This window comes from Escherichia sp. 10290 (genome assembly GCF_030295155.1).
Classification (GTDB): domain Bacteria; phylum Pseudomonadota; class Gammaproteobacteria; order Enterobacterales; family Enterobacteriaceae; genus Escherichia; species Escherichia coli_F.
The window spans coordinates 5,100,078-5,113,592 of sequence record NZ_AP025741.1 but is presented as its reverse complement, the minus strand read 5'-3'; the positions used below and the strand labels follow the sequence as shown (position 1 = coordinate 5,113,592).

The following is a 13,515-nucleotide window of genomic DNA, read 5'->3' as shown; positions in this document are numbered from 1 at the left end:
TTTCACGCTTGCTGGTGAATAGTCAGTATTTTCCCTGACTTGCGAACTCACCATGACCCGCACACTCAAGCCGTTAATTCTTAACACCGGCGCACTGGCGCTAACGTTAATCCTGATTTATACCGGCATTTCGGCCAATGACAAACTCACCTGGCTGATGGAAGTGACACCGGTGATTATTGTCGTGCCGCTACTGCTTGCCACCGCTAAACGTTATCCGTTAACGCCGCTGCTCTATACGCTCATTTTCTTTCACGCCATCATCCTGATGGTCGGCGGGCAATACACCTACGCGAAAGTCCCCGTTGGTTTTGAGGTGCAGGAATGGCTGGGGTTGAGCCGTAATCCGTATGACAAGCTGGGGCATTTTTTCCAGGGGCTGGTGCCTGCACTGGTGGCGCGAGAAATTCTCGTTCGCGGGATGTACGTGCGCGGACGTAAAATGGTGGCGTTTCTGGTCTGCTGCGTGGCGCTGGCGATAAGCGCGATGTATGAATTAATCGAGTGGTGGGCAGCGCTGGCAATGGGTCAGGGAGCGGATGATTTTCTCGGTACCCAGGGCGACCAATGGGACACACAATCCGATATGTTCTGCGCGCTGCTTGGTGCATTAACTACGGTGATATTCCTTGCTCGCTTTCATTGCCGCCAGCTACGGCGCTATGGCTTAATCACCAGAGCGCCGGAAGCGATTACCTCTTAACGGTGTAACCAGCCTGGCAGCCAGTCGCCGTGGGCGGCAATCAGGTCGTCAATAAGAGCATAGATTTCATCAATGCCCAGCACGGCAGCGGTATGTGGGTCCATCATCGCGGCATGGTAAACACGGTCGCGATTTTCTGTGAGAATGGCTTCCGTCAGCAGCGTCTGTACGTTGATATTGGTTTGCATCAGGGCGGCCAGATGCGAAGGTAGCGTACCGACTTTGGTCGGCTGAATGCCATTAGCATCAACTAAACAGGCCACTTCCACGCAACATCCTTGTGGCAGGTTATCAATCAAACCATCGTTACGGACGTTGCCATAAATCACACTCGGCTCGCCAGTCCAGATAGCGTTCATGATTGTGCTGGCATATTCCCGTGACGGTTTAATATCAATCCGGGAGGCGTTCTTATACTCCTCCAGCTCTTTATGCCAGTTTGCCAATTGTTCGACGCAGCGTTTCGGGTACTCATCCAGCGGCACTTTATAACGCTCAATCAAATCCTCACGACCAGGCTTAATAAACCACGGTGTGTATTCAGCAAAATGTTCTGACGATTCCGTGACGAAGTAGCCCAGCTTTTTGAACATTTCATAACGCACAATATTCTGGCAGCGAGTATTGCCATGAATATTCGGCTTCGGTGCCTGCCCTGCGTCATACGCTGCCAGCAGTTCTGGGTAGAGATTCACGTAACTGCCGTCGGCGGTTTTGCGCTCCAGTTCCAGGTAAAACGCCATATGGTTGATACCCGCGCAACGGTAACGCAACGTAGCTGGGTCGATATTGAGATCACGCGCCAGCTCTTCCGCCGTTCCCTGCACCGAATGGCACAGCCCTACCTGTTTGATATGCGGATAGCGGGCATACATCGCCCAGGTATTCATCGCCATTGGGTTAACATAGTTGAGCATAGTGGCATCGGGGCAGACTTCCGTCATGTCCTCGCAAATTTGCCACAGGTGCGGAATGGTACGTAGCGCGCGCATAATACCGCCCGGCCCCAACGTATCGGCAATGGTTTGTTCCAGACCGTGGCGCTTACAGACCTCAAAATCAGTCACCGTGCAAGGTTCATAACCGCCAATCTGAAATGCCACTACGACAAAATCGGCATCCTGTAAGGCTTCTTTCTGTTGGGTGTGGCAGGTGATTTTGCCACTGGCCCCCGCTGAATCCATCAGCTTGCGCACCACAATGTGCGACTCTTCCAGGCGGATGGGATCAATGTCCATCAGGGCAATATGCGCCGTTTTTAGCGCCTCGCGATGGAACACATCACCAAGAATATTTTTAACGAAAATCGTCGAACCAGCGCCGATAAATGTAATTTTAGGTGCAGACATCATGCAGATCTCCTGGCTTGCTTGAATAACTTCATCATGGCAGGCGAATCTGCAGAAAACCTCCGGCTTCCAGGCTGAGCATTCCCATTAACTCAGATCCTGTGTGAAGCATCAGAAAATCTGAGTTTATGGGAATAAATTAGCTGAAAAGCAGAGTTTTCGGCCTCATGGTACTCGGATGATCCCTTCGCCCCTCAGGCAAGAGGGCGAAAACCGTGCTCCCACTCGCAGTCATATTCCTACACTCCTGCCATAATTCTGATATTCCAGGAAAGAGAGTCATCCATGAATACAGATACTTTTATGTGTAGCAGCGACGAAAAACAGACCCGCAGTCCGCTGTCGCTGTATTCGGAATACCAGCGGATGGAGATTGAGTTTCGCGCACCGCATATCATGCCCACCAGCCACTGGCATGGTCAGGTCGAAGTGAATGTGCCTTTCGATGGCGATGTGGAATACCTGATCAACAATGAAAAAGTGAGTATCAATCAGGGACATATCACGCTGTTCTGGGCCTGTACACCGCACCAACTAACAGATACCGGAACCTGTCAGAGCATGGCGATTTTTAATCTGCCGATGCATCTGTTTCTCTCCTGGCCGCTGGATAAAGACCTGATTAACCACGTCACTCACGGCATGGTGATTAAATCACTGGCGACACAGCAACTTAGCCCGTTTGAAGTGCGCCGCTGGCAGCAGGAATTGAACAGTCCGAACGAGCAAATTCGCCAGCTCGCCATTGATGAAATTGGCCTGATGCTCAAGCGATTTAGCCTCTCTGGCTGGGAACCGATTCTGGTCAATAAAACCTCGCGCACACACAAAAACAGCGTCTCGCGCCATGCGCAATTTTATGTCAGCCAGATGCTGGGCTTTATTGCCGAAAACTATGATCAGGCGCTGACCATCAACGATGTGGCTGAGCACGTCAAACTTAACGCCAACTATGCAATGGGGATATTCCAGCGGGTCATGCAATTGACGATGAAACAGTACATTACCGCGATGCGCATCAACCACGTTCGCGCGTTACTGAGCGATACCGATAAAAGTATTCTCGATATTGCCCTGACGGCAGGCTTTCGTTCGAGTAGCCGTTTTTACAGCACGTTCGGCAAATATGTCGGCATGTCACCGCAACAATACCGCAAACTTAGCCAACAGCGCCGCCAGACGTTTCCCGGCTAAAGACGATATCAGTATCAGCCAAAAAAATAGTTTAGCCGTCGATAATAAGCAGTGAAAATAAATCAAAATAATCACATAACATATTGTTTATAAAAATGAATATTTAAAAAATGTTTGTTTTTCATGCGCTTTACAGCCCGAAAAGGCCGGAAGATACTTGCCCGCAACGAAGATTCCTTCATAACCGGGTAAGCAATGATGAAAGTATTAATTGTTGAAAGCGAGTTTCTCCATCAGGACACCTGGGTCGGTAACGCCGTTGAGCGTCTGGCAGGGGCTTTAAGCCAGCAAAATGTTACCGTGATTAAATCCACCTCCTTTGATGATGGCTTTGCCATTCTCTCTTCAAACGAAGCCATTGACTGCCTGATGTTCAGCTATCAAATGGAACATCCGGACGAACATCAAAACGTCAGACAATTGATCGGTAAGCTTCATGAGCGCCAACAAAACGTGCCGGTCTTCCTGTTGGGCGATCGGGAAAAAGCCCTCGCCGCAATGGACCGAGATCTGCTGGAGCTTGTCGATGAATTCGCCTGGATTCTGGAAGATACCGCCGACTTTATCGCCGGACGCGCCGTTGCCGCAATGACCCGCTACCGCCAGCAGCTGTTGCCGCCACTGTTCAGCGCGCTGATGAAATATAGCGACATCCATGAATATTCCTGGGCAGCGCCAGGCCACCAGGGCGGCGTTGGCTTTACCAAAACACCCGCCGGACGTTTCTACCATGACTACTATGGTGAAAATCTGTTCCGCACCGACATGGGCATCGAACGGACTTCCCTCGGTTCTTTGCTTGACCATACTGGCGCATTTGGCGAAAGCGAAAAATATGCCGCACGCGTATTTGGTGCCGATCGCTCCTGGTCGGTAGTCGTCGGTACTTCCGGCTCTAACCGTACCATCATGCAGGCTTGCATGACCGATAACGATGTAGTGGTCGTTGACCGTAACTGCCATAAATCCATCGAACAAGGCTTGATGCTGACAGGCGCGAAACCGGTCTACATGGTGCCAAGCCGCAACCGCTACGGCATTATCGGGCCAATTTATCCGCAGGAAATGCAACCTGAAACCTTGCAGAAGAAAATCAGTGAAAGCCCGCTGACCAAAGACAAAGTCGGGCAAAAACCGTCTTACTGCGTGGTGACCAACTGCACCTATGACGGCGTGTGTTATAACGCTAAAGAAGCGCAGGATCTGCTGGAAAAAACTTCCGATCGTCTGCACTTTGACGAAGCCTGGTACGGCTATGCACGTTTCAACCCGATCTATGCCGATCACTATGCCATGCACGGTGAACCTGGCGATCACAACGGTCCTACCGTTTTCGCCACCCACTCAACCCACAAACTGCTGAATGCGCTGTCACAGGCCTCTTACATTCATGTGCGTGAAGGTCGTGGGGCGATTAACTTCTCCCGCTTTAATCAGGCATACATGATGCATGCCACCACCTCCCCGCTGTATGCCATCTGTGCATCTAACGACGTGGCGGTGTCGATGATGGACGGCAACAGTGGCCTGTCACTGACCCAGGAAGTGATCGACGAAGCGGTTGATTTCCGTCAAGCGATGGCACGGCTGTATAAAGAGTTCACCCATGACGGTAGCTGGTTCTTCAAACCGTGGAACAAAGAAGTGGTCACCGATCCACAAACCGGCAAAACCTACGACTTTGCTGACGCGCCAACCAAACTGCTGACCACCGTTCAGGATTGCTGGGTAATGCATCCGGGCGAAAGCTGGCACGGCTTCAAAGATATTCCGGATAACTGGAGTATGCTCGACCCAATTAAAGTCAGCATTCTCGCACCGGGAATGGGTGAAGATGGTGAACTGGAAGAAACCGGTGTTCCGGCGGCGCTGGTCACAGCCTGGCTTGGTCGCCACGGCATTGTGCCTACCCGTACCACTGACTTCCAAATTATGTTCCTGTTCTCTATGGGCGTGACCCGTGGGAAATGGGGAACTCTGGTTAACACCCTTTGCTCCTTCAAACGCCACTATGATGCCAACACACCGCTGGCGCAGGTGATGCCGGAACTTGTTGAACAATATCCTGACACTTACGCGAACATGGGGATTCACGATCTGGGTGACACCATGTTTGCCTGGCTGAAAGAAAACAACCCTGGCGCACGGTTGAACGAAGCCTATTCCGGCCTGCCGGTGGCGGAAATCACCCCGCGTGAAGCGTACAACGCAATTGTCGATAACAATGTCGAACTGGTATCCATTGAAAATCTGCCTGGACGCATCGCGGCAAACTCAGTTATCCCGTATCCGCCAGGAATCCCGATGCTACTGTCTGGTGAAAACTTCGGCGATAAAAACAGTCCACAGGTAAGTTATTTACGCTCCCTGCAATCCTGGGACCATCATTTCCCTGGATTTGAACACGAAACTGAAGGGACTGAAATTATTGACGGTATTTACCACGTCATGTGTGTGAAAGCGTAACCACTATTCCGCTGAAGGCGTAATTGTTAAATAACATTACGCCGCCTGGCTTGAGGCCCTTTTAGTATGGCAACGTTTTCATAAAAATTGCTGCAAACAAAAATGTCATACTTTTTGCGCGGTCCCACCCCGCGCTTTTTTTCGCCTGTTATTTATCCTGTAAAAAAATATGTACATGAGAAATTACTATAAAAATTTGTAATATTAGTAAAACTCGTTATTTTTATGCATGTTTATATTCATCATACAATTATATAACCATTTCCCGGTATCGCTTTGCTTTAGCGAGAACTGGTCTTTTATTCGCACTCAGGAGTACATGTATGAGGATTTGCAGCGACCAACCTTGTATTGTTTTATTGACTGAAAAAGATGTCTGGATAAGGGTGAATGGGAAAGAACCTATTAGCCTTAAAGCTAACCATATGGCGTTATTAAATTGTGAAAATAATATTATCGACGTCTCCTCTCTTAATAACACTTTGGTTGCTCATATTAGTCACGACATCATCAAAGATTACCTCCGGTTTCTGAATAAAGATCTCTCGCAAATACCAGTATGGCAACGTAGTGCTACGCCCATCCTCACCCTGCCATGCCTGACGCCAGACGTCTTTCGCGTTGCCGCGCAACATAGCATGATGCCCGCTGAAACTGAGTCAGAAAAGGAACGAACACGTGCATTATTATTCACTGTGCTATCCCGTTTTCTCGACAGTAAAAAATTCCTTTCATTAATGATGTATATGTTACGTAATTGTGTAAGTGACAGCGTTTATCAAATTATTGAAAGCGATATCCACAAAGACTGGAATCTTAGTATGGTAGCCAGTTGTTTATGTCTTAGCCCAAGTCTGTTAAAGAAAAAGCTGAAAAGCGAAAACACCAGTTATAGCCAAATAATCACCACCTGCCGCATGCGTTATGCCGTCAATGAATTAATGATGGACGGTAAAAATATCTCTCAGGTCTCACAATCGTGTGGCTACAACAGTACGTCGTACTTTATTTCTGTCTTTAAAGACTTCTACGGTATGACGCCTCTGCATTATGTTAGTCAGCACAGAGAACGCACTGTCGCCTGATTTTTAACCTTAACGAAGAGCTATATTAATAACGGCATCAGCGATAACCCGGTCGATAATAATTCAACTATCGAATGCAGGCGTATGATATGACGTAATTTATTGTCACGAAGCTCGCCTTCGCAGGAGTTTAATTATGTCTTCGGATGCTGATGCTCACAAAGTGGGCTTAATCCCCGTCACCCTGATGGTGTCGGGGAATATTATGGGGTCAGGTGTTTTTCTGTTACCTGCAAACCTGGCCTCCACTGGCGGGATTGCCATTTATGGATGGTTGGTGACGATTATCGGTGCGCTGGGGCTCTCGATGGTATACGCCAAAATGTCGTTCCTCGACCCAAGTCCTGGTGGTTCTTACGCTTACGCCCGCCGCTGCTTTGGCCCGTTTCTCGGTTATCAAACCAACGTCCTCTACTGGCTGGCCTGCTGGATCGGCAATATCGCCATGGTGGTCATTGGCGTTGGATATTTAAGTTACTTCTTCCCGATTCTGAAAGATCCACTGGTATTAACCATCACCTGCGTCGTGGTGCTGTGGATCTTCGTCCTGCTGAACATTGTCGGTCCGAAAATGATCACCCGCGTGCAGGCCGTTGCCACCGTGCTGGCGCTGATCCCCATCGTCGGGATTGCCGTATTTGGCTGGTTCTGGTTCCGTGGTGAAACCTATATGGCGGCATGGAACGTCAGCGGCCTGGGCACCTTCGGCGCGATTCAAAGTACCCTTAACGTTACGCTGTGGTCGTTCATCGGTGTGGAAAGTGCCTCCGTTGCCGCAGGTGTGGTGAAAAACCCGAAACGCAACGTCCCTATCGCCACCATTGGTGGGGTATTGATTGCCGCCGTTTGCTATGTGCTCTCCACCACCGCGATTATGGGGATGATCCCTAATGCCGCACTGCGCGTTTCTGCCTCGCCATTCGGTGATGCCGCACGGATGGCGTTGGGTGACACCGCCGGGGCCATTGTTTCCTTCTGCGCAGCTGCGGGTTGCTTAGGTTCACTGGGCGGCTGGACGTTGCTGGCGGGTCAAACGGCGAAAGCCGCTGCCGATGACGGACTGTTCCCACCGATTTTTGCCCGTGTAAATAAAGCGGGTACGCCAGTGGCAGGGCTGATTATCGTCGGTATTTTGATGACCATCTTCCAGCTCAGTAGCATTTCGCCAAACGCGACTAAAGAGTTCGGTCTGGTTTCTTCCGTGTCGGTCATCTTTACACTGGTGCCATATCTTTACACCTGTGCGGCGTTACTGCTGCTCGGCCACGGCCACTTTGGTAAAGCACGCCCTGCATATCTGGCTGTTACTACCATTGCCTTCCTCTACTGCATCTGGGCCGTAGTAGGGTCCGGCGCGAAAGAGGTTATGTGGTCATTTGTCACCCTGATGGTCATCACCGCCATGTATGCGCTGAATTACAACCGGCTGCATAAAAACCCGTATCCCTTAGATGCACCAATAAGCAAAGATTAATTCCCCTTAGTCAAGCAAACATAAAAGCCAACCTTAAGAACTTAAGGTTGGCTTAATTTTGCTTTGCGAGCATATGCGCACTTTGTTCGATGGAAACACCGTGATGTTGAAGCGCCTACTAAAAAGACCCTCTTTGAATTTACTCGCCTGGCTATTGCTGGCCGCTTTTTATATCGCTATCTGCCTGAATATTGCCTTTTTTAAACAGGTATTGCAGGCGTTGCCGCTGGACTCGCTGCATAACGTACTTGTTTTCTTGTCGATGCCGGTCGTCGCTTTCAGCGTGATTAATATTGTCCTGACACTAAGCTCTTTCTTATGGCTTAATCGACCGCTGGCCTGCCTGTTTATTCTGGTTGGCGCGGCTGCACAATATTTCATAATGACTTACGGCATCGTCATCGACCGCTCGATGATTGCCAATATTATTGATACCACCCCAGCAGAAAGTTATGCGCTGATGACACCGCAAATGTTATTAACGCTGGGACTCAGCGGCGTACTTGCTGCGCTAATTGCCTGCTGGATTAAAATCAAACCTGCCACCTCGCATCTGCGCAGTGTTCTTTTCCGTGGTGCCAATATTCTGGTTTCTGTACTGCTGATTTTGCTGGTCGCCGCACTGTTTTATAAAGACTACGCCTCGTTGTTCCGCAACAACAAAGAGCTGGTGAAGTCCTTAAGCCCCTCTAACAGCATTGTTGCCAGCTGGTCATGGTACTCCCATCAGCGACTAGCAAATCTGCCACTGGTGCGAATTGGTGAAGACGCGCACCGCAACCCGTTAATGCAGAACGAGAAACGTAAAAATTTGACCATCCTGATTGTCGGCGAAACCTCGCGGGCGGAGAACTTCTCCCTCAACGGCTACCCGCGTGAAACGAACCCGCGGCTGGCGAAAGATAACGTGGTCTATTTCCCCAATACTGCGTCTTGCGGCACGGCAACGGCAGTTTCAGTACCGTGCATGTTCTCGGATATGCCGCGTGAGCATTACAAAGAAGAACTGGCACAGCACCAGGAAGGCGTGCTGGATATCATTCAGCGAGCGGGCATCAACGTGCTGTGGAATGACAACGATGGTGGCTGCAAAGGTGCCTGCGATCGCGTGCCTCACCAGAACGTCACTGCGCTGAACCTGCCTGGTCAGTGTATCAACGGCGAATGTTATGACGAAGTGCTTTTCCACGGGCTGGAAGAGTACATCACTAACCTGCAAGGTGATGGCGTAATTGTCTTACACACCATCGGCAGTCACGGCCCGACCTATTACAATCGCTATCCGCCACAGTTCAGGAAATTTACCCCTACCTGCGACACCAACGAGATCCAGACCTGTACCCAAGAGCAACTGGTAAACACTTACGACAATACGCTGGTCTACGTCGACTATATTGTTGATAAAGCAATTAATCTACTGAAAGAACATCAGGATAAATTTACCACCAGCCTGGTTTATCTTTCTGACCACGGTGAATCGTTAGGTGAAAATGGCATCTATCTGCACGGTTTGCCTTATGCCATCGCCCCGGATAGCCAAAAACAGGTGCCGATGCTGCTGTGGCTGTCTGAGGATTATCAAAAACGGTATCAGGTTGACCAAAGTTGCCTACAGAAACAGGCGCAAACGCAACACTATTCACAAGACAATTTATTCTCCACGCTATTGGGATTAACTGGCGTTGAGACGAAGTATTACCAGGCTGCGGATGATATTCTGCAAACTTGCAGGAGAGTGAGTGAATGAAAATTCTGATTGTTGAAGACGATACGCTGTTATTGCAGGGATTGATTCTGGCGGCGCAAACCGAAGGCTACGCGTGCGATGGCGTGACAACCGCGCGGATGGCGGAACAAAGCCTTGAGGCAGGTCATTACAGCCTGGTGGTACTGGATTTAGGGTTACCCGACGAAGATGGGCTGCATTTTCTCGCCCGAATCCGGCAGAAAAAATACACCCTGCCGGTACTGATCCTCACCGCTCGCGATACGCTGACTGACAAAATCGCCGGACTGGATGTCGGGGCTGACGATTATCTGGTGAAGCCTTTTGCGCTGGAAGAGTTACACGCCCGTATCCGCGCCCTGCTACGACGCCATAATAATCAGGGCGAAAGTGAGTTGATTGTTGGCAATCTGACGCTGAATATGGGTCGCCGTCAGGTATGGATGGACGGTGAAGAGTTGATTCTGACGCCCAAAGAATATGCTCTGCTATCACGGTTAATGCTTAAAGCAGGTAGTCCGGTGCATCGGGAAATTCTCTACAACGACATCTATAACTGGGACAATGAACCCTCGACCAACACCCTGGAAGTGCATATCCACAATCTGCGCGACAAAGTGGGCAAAGCCCGTATCCGCACCGTGCGCGGCTTTGGCTATATGCTGGTCGCGAATGAGGAAAACTAATTGAATCTGATGCGTTTTCTGCGCCGACCAATATCGCTGCGCCAACGGCTGATATTGACCATTGGGGCCATTTTGTTGGTGTTTGAGTTGATCAGCGTCTTCTGGCTATGGCATGAAAGTACCGAGCAGATTCAGCTGTTTGAGCAGGCGCTACGCGACAATCGTAACAACGATCGCCACATCATGCGTGAGATCCGCGAGGCGGTCGCCAGCCTGATTGTCCCTGGCGTCTTTATGGTCAGCCTGACGCTATTTATCTGCTATCAGGCGGTACGCCGCATCACCCGCCCGCTGGCGGAGCTGCAAAAAGAGCTGGAAGCGCGCACCGCCGACAACTTAACGCCCATTGCCATTCACAGCGCCACCCTCGAAATCGAAGCGGTGGTTTCAGCGTTAAACGATCTGGTCAGTCGCCTGACCAACACGCTGGATAACGAAAGGTTGTTTACCGCTGACGTCGCGCACGAACTGCGAACGCCACTGGCGGGGGTGCGTTTGCATCTGGAACTGCTGGCGAAAACGCATCACATTGATGTAGCACCGTTAGTGGCACGACTTGATCAGATGATGGAGAGTGTCTCCCAGCTACTGCAACTGGCGCGTGCCGGACAGTCATTTTCTTCCGGTAATTATCAACATGTAAAACTGCTGGAAGATGTCATTCTCCCCTCGTATGACGAACTCAGTACCATGCTCGACCAGCGCCAGCAAACCCTGCTATTGCCAGAGAGCGCCGCCGACATCATCGTTCAGGGTGATGCAACCCTGCTGCGGATGTTATTGCGAAACCTGGTAGAAAATGCCCATCGTTACAGCCCGCAAGGCAGCAACATTATGATTAAGCTGCAAGACGATGGCGGAGCGGTCATGGCCGTTGAAGATGAAGGACCGGGTATTGATGAGAGTAAATGCGGGGAGTTGAGTAAAGCGTTTGTACGAATGGACAGCCGTTATGGCGGGATTGGTCTGGGGTTAAGTATTGTCAGCCGCATTACACAGTTGCATCACGGGCAGTTTTTCCTGCAAAACCGGCAAGAGACTTCCGGCACGCGGGCCTGGGTACGGCTGAAGAAAGATCAGTACGTGGCAAACCAGATATAAAGAAAGCTGCTGACCACCAGCACGCTGAACACGGTAGTTAAACTTTCATAAACACGGTTTTTCATTGCACTCTCCTCCGTTAACCTGGAGGAGAGTATGCGTGTCAGAGATTAAGTGAACCTTAAGAGTCAATTGTTGGCCTGATGAGACAGCATCCCATCAGGCAATTCGTTTCAGCTTACTCATCAATTCGCGGATGCTGCTGCACCAGGCGGGTACGTTTCTCCTGCAAATCGGCAATCTCGTGGTCAATATCATCGATTTTTTGCTCGATATTATCGTAATGCTCGACGAGAATTTCCTTCGCTTCCTGTATATCTGACGCCGCCGGTGTCGCACCTTTCAACGGACGATTCGCCGTCTCTTTCATGGTTACGCCGGTGATTAAACCAACCACCGCCACTACCATCAGGTAATAGGCAGGCATCATCAGATTCTGCGAGCTTTCGACCAGCCAGGCCGCCAACGTTGGCGTCAGACCGGCAACCAGCACCGAAATATTAAATGCCGCCGCCAGCGCGCTGTAACGGATATGCGTCGGGAACATCGCTGGCAAGGTAGAAGCCATAACGCCCGTAAAGCAGTTAAGGATCACCGCCAGCATCAGTAACCCGGCAAAAATCAGGCCGATGACGTTACTGTTAATCAGAATAAACGCCGGGATCGCCAACACAAACAGTGCAACACTACCAAGTAGCACAAACGGACGACGGCCAAAACGGTCACTCAGCAAGCCCATCACCGGCTGGACAAACAGCATACCGATCATAATGGCGATAATAATCAGCACCCCGTGGTCTTCGGAGTAATGCAGGTTATGCGACAAATAACTCGGCATATAGGTCAGCAACATGTAGTAAGTCACGTTGGTGGCAATTACCAGACCAATACATGTCAACAGGCTGCGCCAGTATTTAGTGGCAATCTCTTTAAACGAGACTTTCGGGCCATCCTGCAAACCTTCGCGGTCGCCCTGTTCCAGTTTATCAACATGCTGCTGGAACGCCGGAGTTTCTTCCAGCGCATGGCGCAGGTAAAGCCCGATAATCCCTAACGGCAGAGCAATAAAGAACGGAATACGCCAGCCCCAGTCGAGGAAGTTCGCTTCGCCGACAATGGTCGAAATTAACACCACCACGCCCGCACCCAGCACAAACCCGGCAATAGAACCGAAGTCCAGCCAGCTGCCCATAAAGCCACGTTTACGGTCAGGGGAGTATTCCGCAACAAATATCGACGCCCCGGTATATTCACCGCCGACCGAGAAACCTTGTGCCATCTTACAGATCAACAGCAGAATCGGTGCCCAAATACCAATCGTGTCGTAGGACGGTATTAAGCCAATACAGAACGTACTGATCGACATAATCACAATAGTGATAGCGAGGATCTTCTGGCGACCATATTTATCGCCCAACATACCAAAGAAGAGTCCGCCAAGCGGTCGAATCAGAAAGGGAACGGAGAAAGTGGCAAGTGCAGCAACCATCTGCACGCTGGGGTCAGCCCCCGGGAAAAAAACTTTACCTAATGCGTAAGCAACAAAACCATAAACACCAAAATCGAACCATTCCATTGCATTACCCAGTGATGCTGCGGTAATGGCTTTACGCAGTTTACCGTCATCAATAATAGTGACATCACGAAGGGTAATCGGTTTTACTTTTTTCCTTTTCAGCATAGCTTTCCTCGCAGAGTTGGCCCATTTCCGCAAACGCCAGAAAAATCAGC

At 50.2% G+C, this 13,515-nt stretch carries 11 protein-coding genes; 8 read left to right on the top strand and 3 right to left on the bottom strand.

Going from position 1 to position 13,515, the window contains the following annotated elements; all coding sequences use genetic code 11:
* The first annotated feature begins 52 nt into the window (after positions 1–52).
* Positions 53–703 carry a DUF2238 domain-containing protein gene (locus QUE74_RS25420; protein WP_000198764.1) on the top strand — a complete coding sequence of 217 codons (651 nt, stop codon included), beginning with the start codon at positions 53–55 and terminating at the stop codon, positions 701–703.
* Here the strand turns inward: QUE74_RS25420 and melA are convergent.
* A complete protein-coding gene (gene melA / locus QUE74_RS25415) occupies positions 700–2,055 on the bottom strand; it encodes an alpha-galactosidase (RefSeq protein WP_000986594.1) in 1,356 nt (451 codons plus the stop codon). The two genes, QUE74_RS25420 and melA, sit on opposite strands and share 4 nt — an antisense overlap.
* Before the next feature lie 258 nt (positions 2,056–2,313).
* Between melA and melR the strand changes: the two genes are divergently transcribed.
* The 7 genes from melR to pmrB all read left to right on the top strand — a co-directional run bounded on the left by melR (position 2,314) and on the right by pmrB (position 11,784).
* A complete protein-coding gene (gene melR / locus QUE74_RS25410; RefSeq protein WP_255756424.1) occupies positions 2,314–3,246 on the top strand; it encodes a transcriptional regulator MelR in 933 nt (310 codons plus the stop codon).
* A 198-nt stretch (positions 3,247–3,444) separates the two neighbouring features.
* The gene (adiA, locus tag QUE74_RS25405) at positions 3,445–5,712 is read left to right on the top strand and encodes an arginine decarboxylase (RefSeq protein ID WP_077627045.1); all 2,268 of its coding nucleotides are present in this window, start codon (positions 3,445–3,447) and stop codon (positions 5,710–5,712) included.
* A gap of 323 nt (positions 5,713–6,035) precedes the next feature.
* Positions 6,036–6,797 carry a DNA-binding transcriptional activator AdiY gene (gene adiY, locus QUE74_RS25400; protein ID WP_001217059.1) on the top strand — a complete coding sequence of 254 codons (762 nt, stop codon included), beginning with the start codon at positions 6,036–6,038 and terminating at the stop codon, positions 6,795–6,797.
* Between the two features lie 136 nt (positions 6,798–6,933).
* Entirely contained in the window at positions 6,934–8,271 is a 1,338-nt protein-coding gene (gene adiC / locus QUE74_RS25395) for an arginine/agmatine antiporter (RefSeq protein WP_000093154.1), read from the top strand.
* A gap of 103 nt (positions 8,272–8,374) precedes the next feature.
* Positions 8,375–10,018, top strand: coding sequence for a phosphoethanolamine transferase EptA (eptA, locus tag QUE74_RS25390; protein ID WP_001355091.1), 1,644 nt, complete (start codon positions 8,375–8,377; stop codon positions 10,016–10,018).
* Complete coding sequence (gene basR, locus QUE74_RS25385) at positions 10,015–10,683, top strand: two-component system response regulator BasR (protein ID WP_000697912.1); 669 nt, start codon at positions 10,015–10,017, stop codon at positions 10,681–10,683. Before eptA ends, basR begins: the two co-directional genes overlap by 4 nt.
* Complete coding sequence (gene pmrB, locus QUE74_RS25380) at positions 10,684–11,784, top strand: two-component system sensor histidine kinase PmrB (protein ID WP_001052126.1); 1,101 nt, start codon at positions 10,684–10,686, stop codon at positions 11,782–11,784.
* Here the strand turns inward: pmrB and pmrR are convergent.
* Together pmrR and proP are read right to left on the bottom strand one after the other, a co-directional pair.
* Positions 11,760–11,849 carry an LpxT activity modulator PmrR gene (gene pmrR, locus QUE74_RS25375; protein ID WP_000797657.1) on the bottom strand — a complete coding sequence of 30 codons (90 nt, stop codon included), beginning with the start codon at positions 11,847–11,849 and terminating at the stop codon, positions 11,760–11,762. The two genes, pmrB and pmrR, sit on opposite strands and share 25 nt — an antisense overlap.
* A gap of 113 nt (positions 11,850–11,962) precedes the next feature.
* A complete protein-coding gene (gene proP, locus QUE74_RS25370; protein ID WP_001355090.1) occupies positions 11,963–13,465 on the bottom strand; it encodes a glycine betaine/L-proline transporter ProP in 1,503 nt (500 codons plus the stop codon).
* Between the last annotated feature and the right edge of the window lie 50 nt (positions 13,466–13,515).

Coding starts and splice junctions, on each gene's coding strand:
- QUE74_RS25420 (WP_000198764.1), top strand. CDS start 53: ATGACCCGCACACTCAAGCCGTTAATTCTTAACACCGGCGCACTGGCG.
- melA (WP_000986594.1), bottom strand. CDS start 2,055: ATGATGTCTGCACCTAAAATTACATTTATCGGCGCTGGTTCGACGATT.
- adiA (WP_077627045.1), top strand. CDS start 3,445: ATGAAAGTATTAATTGTTGAAAGCGAGTTTCTCCATCAGGACACCTGG.
- adiY (WP_001217059.1), top strand. CDS start 6,036: ATGAGGATTTGCAGCGACCAACCTTGTATTGTTTTATTGACTGAAAAA.
- adiC (WP_000093154.1), top strand. CDS start 6,934: ATGTCTTCGGATGCTGATGCTCACAAAGTGGGCTTAATCCCCGTCACC.
- eptA (WP_001355091.1), top strand. CDS start 8,375: ATGTTGAAGCGCCTACTAAAAAGACCCTCTTTGAATTTACTCGCCTGG.
- basR (WP_000697912.1), top strand. CDS start 10,015: ATGAAAATTCTGATTGTTGAAGACGATACGCTGTTATTGCAGGGATTG.
- pmrR (WP_000797657.1), bottom strand. CDS start 11,849: ATGAAAAACCGTGTTTATGAAAGTTTAACTACCGTGTTCAGCGTGCTG.
- proP (WP_001355090.1), bottom strand. CDS start 13,465: ATGCTGAAAAGGAAAAAAGTAAAACCGATTACCCTTCGTGATGTCACT.